General features: G+C 42.5%; 17 protein-coding genes. 13 read left to right on the forward strand and 4 right to left on the reverse strand.

The annotated features are described in order from the left end of the window. Positions 1-33: 33 nt before the first annotated feature. The 4 genes from J4E05_RS10805 to J4E05_RS10820 form a co-directional block, all read right to left on the reverse strand. Positions 34-1290 carry an outer membrane beta-barrel protein gene (locus J4E05_RS10805; protein ID WP_349595308.1) on the reverse strand — a complete coding sequence of 419 codons (1257 nt, stop codon included), beginning with the start codon at positions 1288-1290 and terminating at the stop codon, positions 34-36. A gap of 70 nt (positions 1291-1360) precedes the next feature. After that, the gene (locus J4E05_RS10810; RefSeq protein WP_349595311.1) at positions 1361-2323 is read right to left on the reverse strand and encodes a hypothetical protein; all 963 of its coding nucleotides are present in this window, start codon (positions 2321-2323) and stop codon (positions 1361-1363) included. Positions 2324-3037: 714 nt separating this feature from the next. Then, complete coding sequence (locus J4E05_RS10815; RefSeq protein ID WP_349595313.1) at positions 3038-3733, reverse strand: hypothetical protein; 696 nt, start codon at positions 3731-3733, stop codon at positions 3038-3040. Next, positions 3733-6030, reverse strand: a complete 2298-nt coding sequence (locus J4E05_RS10820; RefSeq protein WP_349595316.1) for a GumC family protein — start codon at positions 6028-6030, stop codon at positions 3733-3735. Before J4E05_RS10820 ends, J4E05_RS10815 begins: the two co-directional genes overlap by 1 nt. Positions 6031-6429: 399 nt before the next feature. Between J4E05_RS10820 and J4E05_RS10825 the strand changes: the two genes are divergently transcribed. The 13 genes from J4E05_RS10825 (at position 6430) to J4E05_RS10885 (ending at position 20628) form a co-directional block, all read left to right on the forward strand. Further along, positions 6430-7947, forward strand: coding sequence for a B12-binding domain-containing radical SAM protein (locus J4E05_RS10825; protein WP_349595319.1), 1518 nt, complete (start codon positions 6430-6432; stop codon positions 7945-7947). 237 nt (positions 7948-8184) lie between these two features. After that, a complete protein-coding gene (locus J4E05_RS10830; RefSeq protein WP_349595322.1) occupies positions 8185-9180 on the forward strand; it encodes a GHMP family kinase ATP-binding protein in 996 nt (331 codons plus the stop codon). A 1-nt stretch (position 9181) separates the two neighbouring features. Next, entirely contained in the window at positions 9182-10123 is a 942-nt protein-coding gene (locus tag J4E05_RS10835) for a GDP-L-fucose synthase family protein (RefSeq protein WP_349595323.1), read from the forward strand. Next, a complete protein-coding gene (locus J4E05_RS10840; RefSeq protein ID WP_349595325.1) occupies positions 10120-10935 on the forward strand; it encodes a transketolase in 816 nt (271 codons plus the stop codon). Before J4E05_RS10835 ends, J4E05_RS10840 begins: the two co-directional genes overlap by 4 nt. A 4-nt stretch (positions 10936-10939) precedes the next feature. Beyond that, the gene (locus tag J4E05_RS10845) at positions 10940-11902 is read left to right on the forward strand and encodes a transketolase family protein (RefSeq protein WP_349595328.1); all 963 of its coding nucleotides are present in this window, start codon (positions 10940-10942) and stop codon (positions 11900-11902) included. Further along, positions 11868-13091: a DegT/DnrJ/EryC1/StrS family aminotransferase gene (locus tag J4E05_RS10850; protein ID WP_349595331.1), complete on the forward strand. Its 1224-nt coding sequence runs from the start codon at positions 11868-11870 to the stop codon at positions 13089-13091. The genes J4E05_RS10845 and J4E05_RS10850 overlap by 35 nt, the downstream gene beginning before the upstream one ends. Positions 13092-13145: 54 nt before the next feature. Continuing rightward, positions 13146-13859 carry a sugar phosphate nucleotidyltransferase gene (locus J4E05_RS10855; protein WP_349595334.1) on the forward strand — a complete coding sequence of 238 codons (714 nt, stop codon included), beginning with the start codon at positions 13146-13148 and terminating at the stop codon, positions 13857-13859. A 3-nt stretch (positions 13860-13862) separates the two neighbouring features. After that, a complete protein-coding gene (locus J4E05_RS10860) occupies positions 13863-14453 on the forward strand; it encodes a D-sedoheptulose-7-phosphate isomerase (protein ID WP_349595337.1) in 591 nt (196 codons plus the stop codon). Position 14454: 1 nt separating this feature from the next. Then, positions 14455-15393: an NAD-dependent epimerase/dehydratase family protein gene (locus J4E05_RS10865; RefSeq protein WP_349595340.1), complete on the forward strand. Its 939-nt coding sequence runs from the start codon at positions 14455-14457 to the stop codon at positions 15391-15393. A 67-nt stretch (positions 15394-15460) separates the two neighbouring features. Beyond that, positions 15461-16900: an O-antigen ligase family protein gene (locus J4E05_RS10870; protein ID WP_349595343.1), complete on the forward strand. Its 1440-nt coding sequence runs from the start codon at positions 15461-15463 to the stop codon at positions 16898-16900. Between the two features lie 88 nt (positions 16901-16988). Then, entirely contained in the window at positions 16989-18446 is a 1458-nt protein-coding gene (locus J4E05_RS10875) for an exopolysaccharide biosynthesis polyprenyl glycosylphosphotransferase (RefSeq protein ID WP_349595346.1), read from the forward strand. 255 nt (positions 18447-18701) lie between these two features. After that, on the forward strand, positions 18702-19457 hold the full coding sequence (locus tag J4E05_RS10880; protein ID WP_349595349.1) for a glycosyltransferase: 756 nt from the start codon (positions 18702-18704) through the stop codon (positions 19455-19457). 28 nt (positions 19458-19485) lie between these two features. Beyond that, positions 19486-20628 carry an O-antigen ligase family protein gene (locus J4E05_RS10885; RefSeq protein ID WP_349595351.1) on the forward strand — a complete coding sequence of 381 codons (1143 nt, stop codon included), beginning with the start codon at positions 19486-19488 and terminating at the stop codon, positions 20626-20628. Positions 20629-20683 lie beyond the last annotated feature (55 nt).

Here is a 20683-nt window from a genome sequence, read left to right on the forward strand (position 1 = left end):
CTACAGAGCGAATGAGGAATGGTTCACAGCCAATTAGAACTGGCCGCCAACCTTTACCATAATTACGTTCTGATCATATTCGTTGACGGTGTTGGTTGAATCGCGGGTTTCGTGGCTCAGCTTGACGCCGCCATAAAGGTTGCGATTGAGTTTGTAATCAGCGCCAACAGAATAGGTGTATTTGTCGTCTTCGCGCGAAATACCCTGATAATCAGAGTTATAATATTTCGCATCTGCATTCAGGATCAGGTTGCGAAGCAATTCGTGATCGACACCAACGCCAACAGCAGTGCCGATGGTCGAAGACGCACCGGTTGTGGTGGTTTCGTTGATGGTGCGTGATGCTAACGCACGCAACGTCGTCAGTTCGGTGATGTTCCAGCGAATGCGGGCATCGGCGGAATAACCATCAACATCTTCAAGTGCCGAATCGTCATAATCCTGTTCCATCCAGCCCACACCAAGGTCGGCACGGATCAAGCGGTCCAGATCAATGGAAATACCAGCTTCTACCTTATAACCGTTCGAGTCACGGTTTACGCCACTGTCGTCAAACTGAGAATCGTAATCACGTTCATTCAGCGAGCTTTTGATGAAGGCTTCATAACCGGTTTGGATTTCATAACCAAGGCGCACTTCACCTTTGGTTTCAGTGCGATCACGGTCATCGTTGTTGTCAGTGCCGCCGCCAACTGTCGTGTTGTCGTCGAAATTGTAGTCGTCTACCGTCCCGGTTAGGCCAACGCTGAAGCGGTTGGGTTTATAGGTCCCACCAATAACGCCAGTTAACTTATCATATTCAACCGGTTCTTTTGCATCGGTTGAAACGTCATCACCGCCACGTTCTTCATGCAGGTGCTGCATGCGAGCATCACCGGTGAATTTCAGGGCTTCGGTGGCATCCGCACGACCGGTCGCACGCAGATTATAGTCGGTATAATCATTGTCGCTGGTATCGGCATAAATGCCAAATTCGGACGATGCTTCGAACTGCAGGAAGTGACGGTTCCAGTTTGAACGCAACTGTAAGCCCGGCGAAATTTTGGTGATGTAATCGTCAGTTTCGTTGGTGTTCGATTTGTAGATGTTGTCGTTATATTCTTCGGCAGCTTCTACCTTCGGATAAAGGCGGAAAGAACCAAGCGTGATGCCGTTGGGTTCATATCCTTCCAGTGCGCGTTCGGTTACTGCTTTATCCGGGTTCACCTGTTCCTGCGCGGCTGCCGGAAATGCTACTGCCAATGCACCGACTGCTACAGATGTGAGCAGCCCCCCTTTAAGAAATTTCACGTTGTATCCCCTTCTAAACTTTTTGCATTCACCACTAAGCCGGACAGCTCAACTTAACCCTGGTTGGAAATTAAGATGGGCTTGAGTTGTTTTGATCTTCACTGCCTTTTTGATCTTCGATGGCAGCAGTATCGTCATTTCCGCTAATGACTCCGGCATCCCCACCAGTTTGTTCGTTAGCATTTGACGCTTGTATGCTGGTATTTGCCTGCTGATTGGCTGAGCTTGCATCTTGTGCGTCATTTTGCGCCGTCTGCACGGTTTGCGCTGACTGGTTCACAATCGAGTTAATCAGTCGACCGTTTGCCGCACCCGCAGCCTGGGTCGCAACGTTTGCAGGAAATATGTTTGTTGCATTTGAAACAGCCCGAACAACGGCAATTTGGTCGACACCTGCGCTTCTGGCCGATACTGCGGCGATAAGTCCCGGCGTGGCGGTTGATCCGCTTGCGGCGGCCTGAACGGCAACCGAGCTGGCGATCTGGCTGGCGGCTTGCGGGTTTGCTCGCGAAACAGAAGCGGCAATTGTAAGGGCGCTATTTGGGGATGCCTTGGTCGCGGCGGCAGCAATGGCGGCTGGCGAGGCTGTGCTTGCTGTGCCGGTTGCGGCCGCAGATTTTTGGGATGCTGTTGTCACAGAAACCGCAATCTGCGCGGCGGCGGTCGGAACAGCCGTGACGACCGAACCGGTTACTGCTTCGGCCGAAGCCGGAACGGCGGTGACAACCGAAGCTGCAATTGTGCTGGCAGAGTCAGGGGCGGCTGCGGCGGCAGCGCTTGCAACTTGTGCAGCGGCATTCGGGTTTGCTTTTGCGGCGGCTGCGGCAATGGTGGCAGCAGCACCCGGGTTTGCACGAACCAGTGCGCTAACGGCTGCGGCCAGACTTTCCGGTGTTCCTTTGGCGGCGTCAAGTGATGCTGCGATTGACGGCGTAATGGCATCTGCACCCGCAGATTGCGCATTGGCGAGGCCATGTGCCCCCATAAGCATGCCACCGGCTAATGCAGTGACTGCTGCAAGTTTGCTCATCATCTTCATGTTCCAGCGACTCCCTTAGTACGCTAATATTTCCCCAAGACGATAAAGCATATAATCTATACTTATCATCTTTATCCATAAGAATAAATCTATGTGAGGTAAATTTTATACGCAAATGGTATTACATCTGTTGAGTGATTTTATGTCACAACAGGAGTAAACTGTTGCTATTTTGCAACACCAATTGACGGGGTGCATGTTTTTGTCATGCTGCGGAGATTGCGATGTCTAATTTTTCAGTGGGTAAGTTTAGCTATGGAGGTGATTAAATTGAGATTTGGAATCGGTCTTTTAAAATAATATTTTTTATATCAGGGTTGATTTTGATCAGGTATGCAACAACGAACTACCAAGGATTGATTTTTTTATGCAGATAATGTGTGTTTATTTTTCAATATTTTATCAATATGATTATTTATTATAGAGATTAATTTAAATATAATATTATAGTATGAAATGCTGTAACGGCGGCATACTGATTTTACACCTGTGTCTTCGCAACCTAAAAAATCCTGAGTTTTACATCAAGATAATACCTCAGGGGATGCTGTTGCGGTGGCAAGGTTAAATATTTAATTTTCTGGTTTTTGTGCTCGAGCGATCATTTCCGATATAAATATAAATCTATGTTAATTTTTTGTGTCCGAAATTTTATCCATCCACGAGGTAGATGAAGATCTGCGAGCGCGGAGAAGTATTATATGTATCTTATTTAATGCTGTTGATATCTGTAATAAATTTAGAAAATTGTTGGGGTTCGGTTGTTGCCATTGCGCCAACAGTGATGCGAATGGTGGTCGGGTTTTTTTTAGCCAGTTTAATTAGATCTTGATGTTCAAGCGTATCAATCCAGCGGATTTTTTCGTCTATTTCGTGCTGTTCGCTTTGTGATAGTTGGTCCCATAGTTCAATGGCATAGCTAATCTGCTTTATTGCCAGATTACGTTCATAAGGGCCGGTCAATAGGGACATTCGTAACGACTCGACAGCACTTCCGTCGCGGGCACCACCTGTTAACAACTGTGTATATGCCAGACGTGCCCAGGTGAAGGTATTCATTGGTGAAAGAGCCAGGGCGGCTGCAAATGCATTTCTTGCGGCCAAATAGTGGTCTTTTTTGATCTGATCGGTTGTCGCACGCCTGGCGCGCGCCATTTCGATATAGCCGATCCGGGTCCAGGCATCGGAAGTTGCAACCCAGCCGATGGCATCCATGGTGGTGTCGTATAGCTGGTTTATGGTTTCGTCGCTGGTATCGGGATTATTGATATACTGATATCGCTGCGTTGACAGTGCCAGCAGCATTGACGCCATGGTATGGGGAATGGCGAGAACAAGCAGCCCTGTTCCCGCCAGTAGCCCGATAATCGCAGGAATTCTGCGCTTTGAGATAAAGCGCATCATTATCCCTTGGCGTAATAGTCTTTGTAACGGCCATAATAATAACCGTAATCGCCATAGCCATATTTGGCGTGTTTTTTGACATTCACCTGGGTGAGAACTGCCCCGGCAAGGTCAATACCGGCTTCGGCTGTTTCCTTAAGGCCTGCTTTAACCAGCCCGCGTGGTGTGCTGTCCCACTTTACCACATAAAGCATTTTGTCGGCCATCAGGCCGATAACCTTGGAGTCAGAAACAGCAAGGATTGGCGGAGCATCAAGCACGATAAAGTCGAAATGTTCACGCAAGGCGCGCAATGTTGTTTCCATGTGGGTCGAGGATAACAAATCCAGTGCGTTGGCCTGGGTGACCTTGGCCGGAAGCAGGTAAAGACCGGTTTCTTCATCGCGCTTAATTGCCTGATCGATGGTGCATTCATCGGCCAGCAATTCAACTAGGCTATGGGTGTTATCGGCACCAAAGGTTTTATGAACCGTCGGGCGGCGCAAGTCGCAGTCAACCAGCAGGGTGCGCTGGCCGGAATTTGAGGTGACCTGTGCCAGCCATGCTGCCAGCGTTGATTTACCTTCGGAGGGAACAGTCGAGGTAATGCCGACAATCCGCGGCGGATTATCAACATTGGAGAGCATCAGCGAGGTTCGCAGGCTGCGAACAGATTCAGTTGTGGCAGAACCGGGCTTGTGGGTTGGAAAGCGTCCGACATCGGTTTTGCCGAGCAAATTACCGGTCAAAAGCGGAATCATGCCAATACCGGGTACGCCGGCAATCTGTTCAAGCTGTTCGGTGCTGCGAAAGCTGTTATCAAGCTGTTCAAGCACAAAGACCAGAATAACGCCAAGAAAAACAGAACCAACAAAGGCAACGGCAATGATCAGCTGTTTTTTCGGGGCAGAGGGATCTACCGGGACTTCGGCACGCGAAATGATGCGGGCATCAGCCTGTTGCAGGTCTTCCTGGCTGTTGGTTTCCTTAAAGCGGTTCAGGAAATTTTCATAGAGCAGGCGATTGGCATTGGCTTCGCGTTCAAGCTCTCGCAGGCGAATTTCGGCCTGGTTCTGGGTGTTGTTTTTGCTTTCAAGGCCATTTAGGCTTTGTTGCAAGGTGCTGACCCGGGCCTGGGAAACGCCAACCTCGTTTTTAAGGCTTTGCGCGATTTTGCGAACTTCGCGTTCGATAGAGGTGCGTAAATCGGCCAGTTCGGCCCGGGCCTTGATCATGGCGGGGTGACGGTCGCCATATTTTGATTCAAGTTCTGAGACGCGGCGCAGAAGCTCTGCTTCCTGATCGCGCAAACGCTGAATCAGAGGGGAATTTAGCACTTCGGCAGCAGATGACAGATCAGCACTGTTGCCCAGAAGGCTTTGTACCTGATTGAGGCGGGCCTGGGCTTCGGCGCGGCTGGCCTGGGCGAGGATCAGTTGTGAACTGAGTTCGGAAATTTGCTGTTCCGTCATTTTCGAACCCTGACCAACCTTGCTGGAAATGGATTCGCTATAGGCCTGTACCGCAGCCTCGGAGGTTTGAACCTTGTCGCGCAGCGAGGCAAGACGGTCGTTCAGCCATGATGTGGCACGACGGGTGGCCTCGAACTTGGCTTCAAGCTGATCGACGATATATTGATCGGCGATGGTATTGGCGATCAGCGATGCCTTGCGGGCGTTGGTTGAGGTAAAGCTGATTGAGATGACCTGGGACCGTCCAACAATACCGACATCCATATGTGATTTAACATTGTTGATCACACGGTTCGCTAGTTCTTCTGCCAGTTCGGTATCGCTGAGAATAACGGCAGGATTTTTTAAGCCGATTGAAATCAGGAAATCGTCACTGACATAGGTTTCAGGGCTTAGCAGGGTTTTATACCACGGGACTTCGCGCAGCTCGGCGTTAAATTCGGGGTCTTTTTCCAGGTTAAGATCTGTCACCACACGGCGAATAAGCGAACTTGATTTGATGACTTCCACTTCGCTTAGCAATGCGCCCATTTCGGATGAAACGCCGCTCATGACACTTTCAATGTCGACGACCTGGTTTTTACGACCGTCAATAATGACATTGCTGGTGGCGGTAAAACGGGGTGCGATTTGAAAGACAATCAGCGTTACCAGTACGGTTAGCACAAAGATTACGGAAAAAATAACGCCTTTACGACGCCAGGCTGTACGCAGCAATTCTTTTAAATCAAGCTCTTCTTTCTCGCCGCCACGACCGACGTTGCTGGCCAACGTTTTCAAGCGTGATCGTTTTTCGTCGGTTTGCGTGTTAGCAAGAGTCGTTGATGGTGTGCTGGAATTGCTCAAGCTTGCCCCCGTGTCAGGTCTTTCTGTGCCAGATTGTCCCAAACCTGACTATGATCGGTAGCTATACGGAATTTCGAAAGCAACAGCAACCAATAGGCTATGGAAATTTGATAAAAAGATGTTTCTTGCTGTGAAATGTTATGTAGCGTGTCTGAAGGTTGATGTGCGGAGAGACAGTTGCGTATCAATTTCACTGATATAATGGTGGGGGGAGGAGGCTTGAAAATTCTACAAGAAGAAAATTTTTGCTTTATTAGATTTTTATAATTTCGCCTTTTAGTCAGCGTTTGATGTTTGACGGTGTCGTTTCTTTTGTGACATACACGAGCTGCACAGTTCATTGTTGGTTTAGTCAGTTCAATCGAAATTTTTATTAAATTGAAAAGGTATTTTTATATTATGGATGCATTGTTTGTTACTCCCGATTCTTCTGCAAAAGCTTATCAGGGGCTTTCTGCCGTTTATTCTGCCATTGAGCCGCCAACATGGTCTTTATTGTTGGCTGAATCTTGTCGTTCAAATGGATTTAAAGTCGGAATTCTTGATTGTGATGCAGAACGTCTGAGTCTTGATGCGGCAGTTGATCGTATTTGTATTGCTAGTGCACGCTTGGTGGTATTTGTGGTTTACGGACAAAATCCGAATTCAGGAACAACAAGTATGATTGGAGCTTTGGCGCTTGCGGAAGCTTTGAAAAAAGAAAATTCAGATATAAAAATTGCTTTTGTTGGCTCGCATACCAGTGCGCTACCTAAAGAAGTATTGGCATATGATTGCGTTGATATTGTTTTGTTAAATGAAGGTGTCTACGCAGTGCAAAATTTGTTGCGCAGCGATTTGGGACCGGATTTGAGAGGCATTAAAGGTATTGGTTATAAAAATTCTGACAGTAATGAACTGATTTTGAACTCACCAGAAAAAGTTGTGCCCCAAGATCGTATGGATGAAGATATGCCCGGATATGCATGGGATCTTTTGCCATATAATGAAAAGCCATTGGATATGTATCGAGCGCATTTTTGGCATGCGGACTTTGATCATGAGAAGCGGACGCCGTTTGCCGCAATTTATACTTCTCTTGGTTGCCAGTTTGCATGCGATTTTTGCATGATCAACATATTGAATCGAGTTGATAATGATGACGAAGTAAGTGCTGCTAATTTTAAAGGTATGAGATTTTGGAGCCCGGAATGGGTTATTCGTGAAATGAGGAAACTCTCAGAGATGGGAGTTAAAACTCTTCGCATAAGCGATGAGATGTTTTTCCTTAACCGAAAATTCTATCGACCAATTCTTGAGAAATGTATTGAAGAAAAATTTGACTTTAATATGTGGGCTTATTCACGTGTTGATACCGTGCGTCAGAAAGAACTTGAGCTTTTCAAGAAAGCTGGTGTGAATTGGTTGGCTTTGGGAATTGAGTCAGGTAATCAGGTCGTTCGCCAGGAAGTGTCAAAAGGATCATTTCGCGAACTTAATATTCGTGAGATTTGTGAAATGATTCAAGATGCTGATATCAAGATTATCAGTAATTTTATCTTTGGATTCGCCGAGGATACTATGGAAACGATGCAGGAAACACTTGATCTTGCGATGCAGCTTAATACGGAAATGGCCAATATGTACCCGTGCCAGGCTCTTCCAGGCAGCCCTATTCATCTTGAAGCAAAGCTTAACAATTGGGAGTTGCCTGATTCTTATGAAGGATACGCTTTCCTGTCTTACGATTGTAAGCCTTTGCCGACCCGGTACGTGAGTGCAGAAGATGTGTTGCGATTCAGGGACGAGGCATGGCAAACGTTTTTTTCAAATCCGTCTTATCTAGGTATGATTGAGCATAAATTCGGTGTGAAAGAGCGAAAAAACATCGAGGAAATGGCTAAGATCCGGTTGAAGCGAAAACTGCTTGGCGATTGAACTCGCTGGTGTTTGTTGGGGGAGGTACTGTCTTAAGACACGCTAACAGTTGCTTTGTTGCAGTGATAGAGCTTTTATAAAGATTATATTTGTGTATAAGGTCGGGGGCGATCAGTATGAGGGTGCAGGGGGTGGTTGACGAATTCAAACGTGGGAGTTTGAATTCGTTTTATTGTATCTCTTGTTATTTGAAATTCAAAAATATTACATTTATCAATCTGGATTTGGGACTGGTTTATGATCATTACTAAAACGCCGTACCGAATATCATTTTTTGGGGGTGGTACCGATTACCCTGAATGGTTCAGAGAATTTGGTGGCAGTGTTCTAACAACATCTATCGATAAGTATTGTTATATATCTTGCCGAAATCTCCCGCCTTTTTTTAATCATAAGCACAGGATCGTTTATTCATTAATAGAAAATGTAATATTAAATGATGACATAAAACATCCGGCGGTTCGGGGTGTTTTTAATTATATGAATGTTCAAAGTGGATTGGAAATTCACCATGATGGCGATTTGCCTGCGAGATCTGGGCTAGGTTCAAGTTCGTCATTTACGGCAGGGTTGGTTCATGCAATCAAAAGTTTGCGTGGTGAATTAATTGATAAATACACGCTCGCGCGTGAGACTATTCATATTGAGCAAAATATTCTCAAGGAAAATGTAGGCTCTCAGGATCAAGTTGGTACTGTGTTTGGGGGCCTCAATCGAGTTGATTTCTTGAAAAATGATGACTTTGCGGTTAGCCCGGTGGTGATAAAAACCGAGAGGAAACAAATGTTGAATCAACATTTGATGTTATTCTTCACGGGAGTAACCAGGTTCGCTTCGGAAATTGCAGCGTCGCAAATTCAGAACCTAAAGAATCGGGAAACCGAACTTAAAGCAATGCAAGCAATGGTGCCAGAGGCTATTGCTATTTTAAGTAGTCCCAGTGCACCGATATCGGATTTTGGTAAGATGCTGCACGAAAGCTGGTGCTATAAACGCAGTTTGTCTGAGCAGATTTCAAATGGCGCAATTGACGAAATTTATCAGACAGCTGTTGACTGCGGAGCGGAAGGTGGCAAGATTCTGGGTGCGGGAGGAGGAGGCTTTATTCTGATATTTGCTGCGCCAGAATTCCAGGCAAAAATCAGAGAAAAACTGTCCAGGCTGGTTTACGTTCCTTTCAAGTTTGAGAATAGTGGCTCAAGTATCGCTTTCTATCAGCCGGACGGTTTATAATATGAATAAGAGTGATAAGATCTATGTTGCAGGCCATACCGGACTTCTTGGCTCTGCTCTGGTTCGAGAATTACAATCTGCGGGATATTTTAACTTATTGCTTCGTTCCCATGAGGAACTTGAACTGACAAATTCAAAGGCAGTGTCAGAGTTTTTTGAAGCGGCCCAGCCAGACTATGTGATTCTTGCCGCAGGAAAGGTCGGTGGTATTTTACAGAATCAGGAAATACCGGCCGATTTCTTGACAACGAATTTGAAAATACAGCTCAACGTTTTGGAAAGTGCGCATCGAAACAATGTCCGCAAACTCGTGTTGTTTGGGTCGTCCTGCATGTATCCGCGTGAATGCCCGCAACCTATGTCCGAAGATGTATTGCTATCTGGAGTCCCTGAACTGACAAGTTTACCTTATGCCATTTCGAAGCTTGCCGGGTTACAGCTGTGTCTTGCCTATAACAAGCAGTTTGGCGCAACAAAGTTTATCCCTGTTATTCCGAATAGCGTATTTGGGCCAAACGACAACTTTGATCCGCACACAGGGCATGTATTGTCGGCGTTAATCCACCGTATTCACCGTGCGCAAGAGGAAGGGCTTCCTGAACTGACATTGTGGGGGACCGGGGATGTAAGACGGGAGTTTGTTTACTCGTCTGATATTGCGGACGCTGTTATCATGATTCTTTCCAGCGATGTTGAGAAAGTGCCGCTACCGCTTAATATCGGCTCAGGAAGTGATTACTCTATCAGAGAGCTGGCACACGAAATTGCGGCAGTTGTTGGATTTGAAGGTGATATAAAATGGGACAGCACAAAACCTGATGGAGCGCCGAGGAAACTTCTGGATAGCGCACGCCTTTTGGGGCTGGGATGGAAGCCGAAGGTTAATTTTTTGGATGGACTTGAAAGTACTTATAAGTGGTACTTGGAGAATTGGGCTAAATGACCTCGATCAAAGAAGACAACTTCCTTAAAGAGAAAGCTCATTGGGTTTGGCAGCAGACATTGTTAATTAACCGTCATGCACCGGAAACCCGTATTGCGTCCTCTCTTTCTCCGATCGAGATTTTTGTCTCGCTTTATTACGGAAATATTCTGCATTTCAATCCGGATATGCCACTCGATGACGCACGTGATCGATGCATTATTAGCAAGGGTCATGGATCGATCTGTATGTATCCGATTCTTGCTGACCTCGGTTATTTTCCGCGTGAGGAACTAGCGCGGGTTTGTCATTCGGGCGGTTTTCTGGGTGGCATTCCAGATCCTGTTATTCCCGGGTATGAAACTGTTAACGGGTCCCTCGGTCATGGGCTGGGGGTTGGGGCCGGTATGGCTTGCGGTTTGAAAGCGCGCGGTAAAGAACAAAGCGTTTTTGTCGTAACAGGAGATGGCGAGTTGCATGAAGGCGCATGTTGGGAAGCAATTATGTTTGCTTCCCAACATGGGTTGGATAATTTGAATCTTGTTATTGATAACAACAAGATCAGTATGCTTGGTTACACTGACGATATTGTGAGCCATCGCGATTTCCACGCAAAACTGCAAAGCTTTGGCTGGCATACGTCCGAAGTTGACGGTCATGATGTTGGTCAGGTCCAGGCCGAGCTCTCCAGAATGAAAATAAACCGCAACAAAGCACCCAAGGCTTTGATTTGCAATACAATCAAAGGGAGAGGGGTGCCAAATCTTGAAAATGCTGAACTTTCGCACATTCTTGGCGTGAAGCCTGAAGTACTCGATAGTCTGATAGAGTAATCCTATGACCATAAAACCAATAGCTATGCGGGATGCCTTGCTGGAGAAAATTTGGCAGGCAATGAAGCACGACGAAAAAATATTTTTTGTGACTGCTGATTTTGGCTCGCCGGTGCTTGATAAAATAAGAGCAGATTATCCCGATCGGTTCAAAAATGTTGGGATTGCGGAGCAGAATCTCATTAATATTTCTGCTGGCCTCGGGTTGGAAGGGTTTACTGTTTTTGCATATGCAATTGCGCCTTTTATAACTATGCGCTGCTATGAGCAATTAAGAGTCAGTTTGGCACTTCTTTCCGAAGTGCGTCCTCTTAATGTTAATCTGATCGGGGTTGGTGCAGGTTATAGCTATGTGGTGTCAGGACCGACACATCAATGTTATGAAGATTTAACGCTTATGCGGGCATTGGCGAATTTTGAAATTTATTCACCGAGCGATCATATTACTTCTGCTGCATTACTGGACAAATGTCTATCGAAGGTTGCGCCCAAATACATACGTCTCGATGCGCAAGTCTTGCCGGTTTTATATGAAGAATTCCAGCCTAATATGCTTCAGGGATATCAAATTCTGCGTAGCGGCCAAGATGTTTGCTTGATCGCAACAGGATATATGGTTCATACAGCTTTATGTGTTGCTGAAAAGCTTGCCGTAAACGGTGTTGAAGTGGCTGTTGTCGACCTGTTTGATATTCAGAGTTTTGATGAGAAGTCACTGATAGAATTTATTTCAAATTATAAAGGTTTAGTCTCACTCGAAGAGGGTTTTAAAAATCGGGGTGGGGTTGATGCGAGATTTCATGAATTCATAACCGACCACGATTTGCTTGTCCCTTATCTTGGGATTGGTGTTCAGCCAGGCTATAATTTTGAGCTTGGTAGCAGGAATGAATTGCACGAACAGGTTGGTATTGGCCTGGATGCTTCATTCGATGCAATTGAAAAATTTTATAAAAAAGTTTCTTAAATTCCGTGGGGGTAAAATGCTCAAATTTCCATTAATGCGTAATAATGTTACGCGCGAAGACCTTGATCTGGCGATTGAGCTTCTTAAAGAAGACAATCCTATGTTGACCAACGGTGCTCGGTGCCGAGAGTTTGAGCAAGCCTGGTCTGATTGGCTTGGGGTGAAATACTCGGTATTTGTGAGCTCTGGGTCTGCCGCGAATTTATTGTCGATGGCTATTTTGAAAATTCGCCACCCGGAAGGCGGTGAGGTCATTGTTCCTGCGTTTACCTGGGTTTCTGATATTTCTTCCGTTTTGCATAACGGATTTACTCCGGTGTTTGTCGATATTGATCCACAAACATTGGCAATGGATCCGGCGCAGATTTTGGAAAAAATCACCCCGAAAACCCGTGCGGTGTTTTTGTCGCATATTCAGGGATTTAATGGTCTGACTGATAGCCTTTTGACTGAACTTGAACGCCGAAATATTCCGTTGATTGAGGATGTGTGCGAATCACATGGCGCTACACACAATGGTCAAAAGGTCGGAAGTTTTGGCGACATGTCAAACTTCTCATTCTATTACGCACATCATATGAGTACGATTGAAGGTGGCATGGTCTGCACCAATGATCACGATACTTATCAACAACTTCGCATGCTGCGCGGACATGGCATGGTTCGCGAAGCCACGGATCAGGATTTAAAGGATGGTTATATTTCGGAAAATCCTGACCTGAACGAATCTTTTATCTTTGCCTGTTCGGGCTACAATGTTCGTAATAATGAAATTGGTGGAATTTTAGGGCTTAACCAATTGAAACGGCTTGATGATATTGTTCGACGCCGTACAGAAAATCAGGCCCTGTTCTTTGATAACCTTGATCATACCAAATATCGTAACGATTTTCGATTTGAAGGGTCGAGCAACTATGCTTTCAATGTTATTTTAAAACATGGCACTTCAGAGAAATTCAAAAAAATCGAAAATTGCCTTAAAAAAGAAGGTATTGAATATCGTCGAGGCAGTGCCGGGGGAGGTAACCAGCTTCGACAACCCTATCTTAAGGGGATCGTTGCACCGGATGCTTACAAGGACTTTCCAGAAGTCGACTATATCCATTTTTACGGCTTCTATATCGGTAATTTTCCAGACCTGAGCAATGAAGAAATTATTTTCATCTGCAACGTTTTAAATGAAGCGTAATAAGTTCTAAAAGTATGTTCTATTACGCATTAATTTTTGAAAAGGGTTCCTTTTATGATGACAGCCATCATCCTCGCAGGCGGGCTTGGTACCCGCCTGAGAAGTGTGGTCGCAGATCGCCCTAAACCAATGGCTCTTGTCGCAGGACAACCTTTTTTAAAGCATCTGATGGATTATTGGATAAATCAGGGTGTAACCGAGTTCGTGCTGTCGGTTGGATATTTATCTTCGATAGTTCAAGAGTATTTTGGGTCAAGTTATCGCAGATGCCCAGTGACCTATTCAGTTGAAGAGCAACCGCTTGGAACGGGAGGGGGCATGTTATTGGCGATGCAGTCAATTTCGACAGATAACCCATTTTTGCTTTTGAATGGTGACACCTTATTTTCTGTAAACCTCGACAAATTAAAAAAATTTCACACCGAAAAGAAGTCTGGTTGTACATTTTCGCTGTTTCGGGCTACCGAAGATAATCGCTATATGGGCATGGATGTTGACACCAGTGGTCGAATAGTCGGCTTGCGTTCAGAAAGGGGCGTTATTGGCGACTTGGCCAACGGTGGCGTTTATCTGATTGACCCTACTATGATGAGAAAACACTACGATTGTTTAGGAGATAAACTTTCCTTGGAGTCCGACATATTTGCCAGGTTGCTCAGCGAAGGTGAAGCTGTGTACGGAATGGAGTGTGACGGCCCCTTTATAGATATCGGTGTCCCTGATGATTACTTGCGGGCATCGACTGTTGTTGGTGTTCAAGGAGATTGAATTATGCTTGCAGAAGAAGTTCTTGTTCACAATCTCAAAGCGTCAATTTCGGCGAAACAAGAAATGATTGCAAAGGTCAATCAAGTTGCTGTTTTTGGTGCTTCCGTTCGAGAAGTTGTAAATCGTTATAAGAATGGTGGTCGAATTTACATTGCAGGAAACGGTGGTTCTGCCGCTGATGCTCAACATCTTGCCGCAGAATTTGTTAGTAAACTTGCTCGCGATCGGTCGCCGCTTCCTGCAGAAGCACTAACGGTTGACAGTTCTGTCTTAACTGCAATTGGGAACGATTATGGTTATGACAAAGTATTCTCACGCCAAATCCAGGGAAAAATGACATCCAGGGACATTTTTCTTGGTATTACTACGTCAGGTAACTCATCTAATATTTTGCTTGCTCTAGACACTTGCCGAGAGATTGGTGTGCCGTCGATTGTTTTTACCGGTTATGAAGGAGGTAAAGCCAAGGAAATGGCGGACTATTGCATTGTTGCATCCGGTGAGACCACTGCAGCTATCCAGGAAGTACATATCGTGTTGGCTCATTCATTGTGCGAATGCGTAGAACGTGAAATTTTTAAAATACAGGATTGACATGTCTTACAAAATTTTGGTGACGGGCGGCGCAGGCTATATTGGATCAATTCTTGTACCTGATTTATTAGCTGCAGGACATGAGGTTACTGTTATCGATAACTTTATGTATGGCCAAGATAGTCTTAATCATGTTTGTTATCATAATAAATTTAATGTTGTTCGAGGCGATGTACGCGTTAAAGAAGCGGTAGCTCCGTTGATCAAGGACGCTGATGTGATAATTCCTTTAGCCGCAATTGTGGGTGCGCCACTATGCTCGCGAGATCCTGTTGCAGCTGAAACAACAAATCATGGCGCTATTTCGCTGATGATGGACCTTGTGTCGAAAGATCAGAGGATCATCATGCCTACGACGAATAGTGCATATGGATCGGGCGATGACAATAATTTCTGCACGGAAGAATCGCCGCTTCGCCCTATTTCAAAATATGCGATAGATAAAGTGTTGGTTGAAAAAGAACTAATGGAGCACCCTAATGCCATTAGTTTTCGTCTGGCCACTGTGTTCGGTATGTCTCCGCGTATGCGCATAGATCTGCTCGTTAACGATTTTACTTATCGAGCAGTTCACGATAAGGCAGTCGTTCTATTCGAGGGGCACTTTAAGCGTAATTACATTCATGTTCGGGATATTTCGCGGGTGTTTCAGCACGGTGTTTCCAATTTCGAAAATATGAAGGGTGAAATATTCAATGTTGGACTTTCAGAAGCTAATGTGTCGAAAAAGGAACTTTGCGAGGAAATTCAAAAGATAGTTAGTGAATTTACAGTTATTGAAGCTGAATTGACTAAAGATCCAGACCAAAGAAACTATGTCGTTTCTAACGATAAGATTGAAAAAACAGGTTTCAAAGCTACATTCTCACTCTCTCGTGGCATTGAAGAGTTAGTGAAAGGGTATGCGATGTTGAAAAACACAAGATATGGAAATGTTTAAAGTTTTTTAAATTTTAGGCACGTTACGTAAATGCAACGCTGCAAATGAAAATAGGCTCGAATTTTGAATGACATTACCGTATGAAAATATCGAAAAATTGTCATTTTTCAGCTTAAAAGACAAAAAATCGGTGAAAAAATTCATATCTGAATTTGTTTTTTTTGCACTTATTTTCTTTGTGGCGTTGGTTCCATTGCCATTTGGCGCAAATGTTCCATGGGTGTGGTCACTATCTTTTTTATACACAATAATTCTAATATTATTATTTAGCGCAAAGGAATTATTAGAAGAAAAACCGTTGTCGCAATTTGCTGCATCTCGACTGACTCTGCCAGCCATATTTTGCGGAATGGTCATTATATGGGCATGGCTGCAAAATATAACTGACTTTCTGGGGATTGCCGCAAATCCAATATGGATTCTCTCTGAACCTTTTTTAGGTAAAGAGTTAAGTCGTTCAATTACTATAGATTCCTTTGAGACATCTGAATCTGTTATAAAAATAATAACTTCAATTTTTATATTCTTTTTGTCAGCCTGCTATTCTATTGATGAGAAAAAAGCAAAGACATTTTCTAATTCATTTGTCATTTTTACATCTCTATATTCTGCATATGGTTTGATTGTTTTTCTCGGTGGATTTTATAGTATCCTTTGGTTTGAAAAGATATACTATAAAAATGATCTGACGAGTACATTTATAAATAGAAATAATTTTGCAACATATGCTGGTCTAGGACTGATCATATCATTTCTAATGTTCGCTCAGATTATGCAAAAATATGCAATTTTAGGTCATAGTTTTCGACAAGTTATTATTCGTATCATGGCGCGTGATACTTATCGTTTTGGAATCGCTGTTATTGGCATGTTGTTGAATGCTAGTGCATTGTTACTGACACATTCGCGGGCTGGTGCATTGAGTACGTTGGCGGGGCTTGTCGTTGCAGTTTTTTGTTTACGATTTTCAAAATTAATGCCGGAAAAGTTTACCAGGTGGATTGCCATTTTTGCTGCAATTGGCGTTATATTAATATTTTCTTTGAGCGGAGAAGATATCGTTCAGAGGTTTGACTTATTTGATCGGGATCTTAATTGGCGAACGTCGTTATATATGCAGGTATGGGAAGGTATAAAAACAGCCCCCCTTACAGGCTATGGGTTTGGGACCTTCAAAGAGGGAATACGTTTGTTTAGTGTCCCTAATACAGCATGGGCAACCTGGAGCTTCGCACATAATACATATCTGGAGTTGGCATTCACAATTGGAATTTTGGGTGCTGCTGTTTTATTAACAGGCATTGGTATTATTATTTTTCATATTATGCGAGGAGTTAAAAATCGTAGAAGGTGTCAAATTTATCCAATCATGGGACTGGCTGTTGCTACTTTAATCGGAATGCATAGTCTCTTTGATTTTAGTGTCCAGATTCCTGCGGTAGGTTGGTCATTTTCATTTTTACTAGGTGTTGCTTGGGCTCAATCTTGGTCGTCACAGAAAAAATGATGACGTATGAATGCGAATGACAATGACATGTTTCAAATGAAAAAAAAATATTTATATATTTAATTTAGTTCAATAAGGATTGGATGTCGTGGTTGATGATTATTCATTAAAAAGAGAAAAAGTAGTAAAAACTAGGTTTAATAAGAAGTTTGTTTTTGCGGCCTTGTTTTTTTCAGATTTTTTATCTTTTGTTTTGTCTTTTTTGATCGGAGGAATAATCGGATACGGAGTGAATTTTTTCTTTATAGATTCTAATTATGAAATATTGGGTGATGTTGATCAAATTTTTCAAAGGTCTATAATTTTTGGTGTTCTATCGATGTCTTGCCTGGGGTGGTTAGCATCGGAAAATCAATATGATGCTGAATGTGATATTTGGGGCAGATTTGGTATATGCCTTAAAGCAATTGTTTTTGCATTCACAATTGACGTCGTTATTCAATATGCTACGCAGCAGTCATTTTCGCGTCTTTGGTTGATCGGAAGCTGGTGCGCTGCTTTGGCTGTTTTACCGACGTTTTTTTTACTTACCAGAAGTATTTTGAAATCTTTCGGAATTTGGGGACGGCCAACCTTTATTTTAAGATCACATAAAGTCCAGAATTCTCTAACGGATGTTTTGAATAGAGAATGGTCAGGTCTTTATAATTGTCAGATAGAGATTAATGTCTCTTTTAGTGATTACAGTTCAAAAGGAAAAGATTTTAAAAAGTTAATTGACACTGTCATAGAGAGAAACGGGCTTTTCATTTTTTCTGTTTTACCTTCTGAAATTATAGAAATTGAGAAATTATGTTTTGAACTTGAGCGTCGTGGTGTCGAATTTTATTTAATTCCAGAATTGGGCGTTGCTGCAAGGCGTGGACTTTATCAAAATATGGTATTCAAGAATGGGATTCCGTTTGTTTATGGAAATAACAGGTTAATGAAGACGTCTTCCCGCATTATAAAGCGAACAATGGATGTGTTGATTTCTTCATTGTTGTTAGTTTTTTTGTGTATACCAATGATAATTACTGCGTTGATTGTGAGGGCTGATGGTGGAGCTGCTCTGTTTGGCCATGAGCGCGTTGGCTTCAATGGGAAATTGTTTAAGTGTTTGAAGTTCCGGAGCATGTATCAGAATTCTGATGATTTGTTAGCGGACTTTTTATCTACTGATGCGGCGGCGCGGTTAGAATGGGAAGAAAACTGTAAATTGCGTCATGACCCAAGAGTATCGCGTTTTGGAAGGTTTATTCGAAAAACAAGCATCGATGAGTTACCTCAATTAATTAATGTATTGAAGGGAGATATGAGTTTAGTAGGCCCTCGCCCCGTGGTTCGAACTGAGCTCGATATGTTTTACGGGGATGAAGGTGAACTTTATACCTCGGTTATGCCTGGTATAACCGGTCTTTGGCAGGTTTCTGGCCGAAGTAATACCTCTTATGAACGTCGTGTTGATCTTGATGCTAGGTACGCGCGTAATTGGAGTGTCTTTTTGGATCTCAAAATCTTACTGATAACACCGCTCACCGTATGTTCCTTTGATGGGGCATATTAAATATTCATCAAGTAATTGGTTTAATTTTATTTTGAGTATAATAATGTTTTATGTGTGTGCTGTTATATGTTTTGAAAATATTTAATATCGCGTCTTTTTTTACGTTATAAGGTCCGTTTTTATAAAAATTTATATGGTTTATTTTTTTTTTGAAGTGGGAAGAGAATAGTTTATGGGAGTCTCTTTAATTATTTTTATATATCGCGAGTTATAAATTTAATTTCTGCGGATATTTTTTTGGGGGAGGGCATAAAATTGAATCCACGTGTAACGATTGCAACTATTTGTTTTAATAGCGAAGCGACGATAGAGAAAACAATTCGAAGTGTATTGTCTCAAGATTATTTAAATATTGAATATATCGTTGTTGATGGAAAATCAACAGATGGTACTATGGATGTTGTTAAAAAATATAACTCTAATATATCACTCGCTATAAGTGAAAAAGATAGTGGTCCTGCTGAAGCTCAGAGAAAGGCAATTGAGAATTCGACAGGCATGTATATTATGTTTTTGTTTGCTGATGATTGGATTCCGGAAAATTATATCAGTAATGCTGTGAGGTTCTTAACATCAACTAAGGCAGACTACGTTTTTGGAAATAATGTGTTCTGTGATAGTTTTGGCAAAATCGTATATAGTGTATACGGAGACAAGAATTATGCGAAAAAAATTAAATATACTATGCCAAGAATCAATTACACATCGATTGTTAGCCGGTTGTCAATATATCATGTTTCAAAAATGACTGATGATGAGTTTAAAGTCGCTCCTGATTATGATTTTTTGCTTTCAATACATAATAAAGGAGTAATAGGAAGATATTGTGATCAACTAATATGCTATAATCAGATTGGGGGAAATAGCCATAGGAAATATTTTCAGGGAGTTCGTGATGTGCGTAATATTTCTATTAAGCATGGCGCAAATCCTGTTATTTCTTACGTCTATTATTTTAAGAGAATTTTGGGGCATTTTTGTTTGAGTTTTTTCAGGTTTATAAGTAAGTGATCTTGTTTTTTAGAGAAGAATTCATGTGATGACAACTAGTAGAATTTATCATCTTCACGTAATTATAGTGTTTGGGATTTTTCTTAATTTCTCTCTTTTCAAATTTGGCCAGGGTCATGTTGGGACAGCGTATGTGTTTTCTGCGTTGTTCTTTTTATTTTTCCCCATTTCTTTTGGAAAGGAAATGTTGATACCTGTTGTTTTTTTTGTAATTACTTTTCTTTCGTCATTAATATCAACTTTTGAATTTGGATTTAACTATAAGATGATGACGTGCGCCAATATTATTATTGGGTCCGCACTTGGTGTAACTTTGTCTAAGTTTTATTATAATAAGCTGGGTGATTTTTTTTCAAAAGTATGTTATTTGCTTTTGGCAGCAAATTTAATAAGAGACTTTTTTTATATATTTAATGGCCACACCTCATATAATGTTTATGATTTCTTTTTTGTAACGAACGGAGGACCAAATATTGAAATTAGTATCCTGGCTATGGCGAGTCTGCTAACACGTGATTTTTATGCTCGATTTTCACTTATCATTTATGTCCTGTTAAAGTCATCGTTATATGACAGTCGTGCCGGATTAATTATAGCATTTTTAAGCGCTTTTTTCTATTTTAGAGATATGCTGAAAATAAAAACTTTCTATATTGTCGTGATATATCTTTTTATGTTGGCTGTAGTGTTTTTAGGGCTGTTTTTTGAAACAATTACTTATACATTTTTAGATCAATTTTTTAAATTTGATCTAGAATGGTCATATTTGATGCAAGAGCAGGGAAGGTTGTTTCTATGGTCTTCTGGTTGGGACATTTTCAAAAATAATCTTCTCGGTGTTGGAGTGGGCAATGGCATAAGAAATTTGGAGAGTGCGTATCATTTTTCAGTAGTTGAAAATAATTTCCATAATATTTATATTCAATATTTGGTAGAAGGAAGTTTTCTGAGTGTGTTCGTTTTCTTGATATTCGCACGAAGAGTTATTTTTACAGTGTTTACTCGAGATGTTTTTCGTAAATCTACATACGGCGCTGCTACAGCTATGTTGATCTCTGGTTTGTTTCAGTGGACGGGGTACGGAATTTTTGAATGGCTTATTTTTGGACTATTTTTAGGGCAAGTTTCAATGGTAGAGGGGGAAAGTAGGGAATTGATGGAAGATGGCTAGTTTTCGATAAAATTATTTACTTTTCGAGCGCTGGAGAAATGGTTTTGTCTGTATG

Origin of the sequence: Thalassospira sp. NFXS8 (assembly GCF_040148805.1) — a bacterium.
Taxonomy (GTDB): Bacteria; Pseudomonadota; Alphaproteobacteria; order Rhodospirillales; family Thalassospiraceae; genus Thalassospira.

Coding starts and splice junctions, on each gene's coding strand:
- J4E05_RS10825 (WP_349595319.1), top strand. CDS start 6,430: ATGGATGCATTGTTTGTTACTCCCGATTCTTCTGCAAAAGCTTATCAG.
- J4E05_RS10855 (WP_349595334.1), top strand. CDS start 13,146: ATGATGACAGCCATCATCCTCGCAGGCGGGCTTGGTACCCGCCTGAGA.
- J4E05_RS10885 (WP_349595351.1), top strand. CDS start 19,486: ATGACAACTAGTAGAATTTATCATCTTCACGTAATTATAGTGTTTGGG.
- J4E05_RS10845 (WP_349595328.1), top strand. CDS start 10,940: ATGACCATAAAACCAATAGCTATGCGGGATGCCTTGCTGGAGAAAATT.
- J4E05_RS10870 (WP_349595343.1), top strand. CDS start 15,461: ATGACATTACCGTATGAAAATATCGAAAAATTGTCATTTTTCAGCTTA.
- J4E05_RS10815 (WP_349595313.1), bottom strand. CDS start 3,733: ATGATGCGCTTTATCTCAAAGCGCAGAATTCCTGCGATTATCGGGCTA.
- J4E05_RS10840 (WP_349595325.1), top strand. CDS start 10,120: ATGACCTCGATCAAAGAAGACAACTTCCTTAAAGAGAAAGCTCATTGG.
- J4E05_RS10835 (WP_349595323.1), top strand. CDS start 9,182: ATGAATAAGAGTGATAAGATCTATGTTGCAGGCCATACCGGACTTCTT.
- J4E05_RS10810 (WP_349595311.1), bottom strand. CDS start 2,323: ATGATGAGCAAACTTGCAGCAGTCACTGCATTAGCCGGTGGCATGCTT.
- J4E05_RS10830 (WP_349595322.1), top strand. CDS start 8,185: ATGATCATTACTAAAACGCCGTACCGAATATCATTTTTTGGGGGTGGT.
- J4E05_RS10850 (WP_349595331.1), top strand. CDS start 11,868: ATGCAATTGAAAAATTTTATAAAAAAGTTTCTTAAATTCCGTGGGGGT.
- J4E05_RS10860 (WP_349595337.1), top strand. CDS start 13,863: ATGCTTGCAGAAGAAGTTCTTGTTCACAATCTCAAAGCGTCAATTTCG.
- J4E05_RS10865 (WP_349595340.1), top strand. CDS start 14,455: ATGTCTTACAAAATTTTGGTGACGGGCGGCGCAGGCTATATTGGATCA.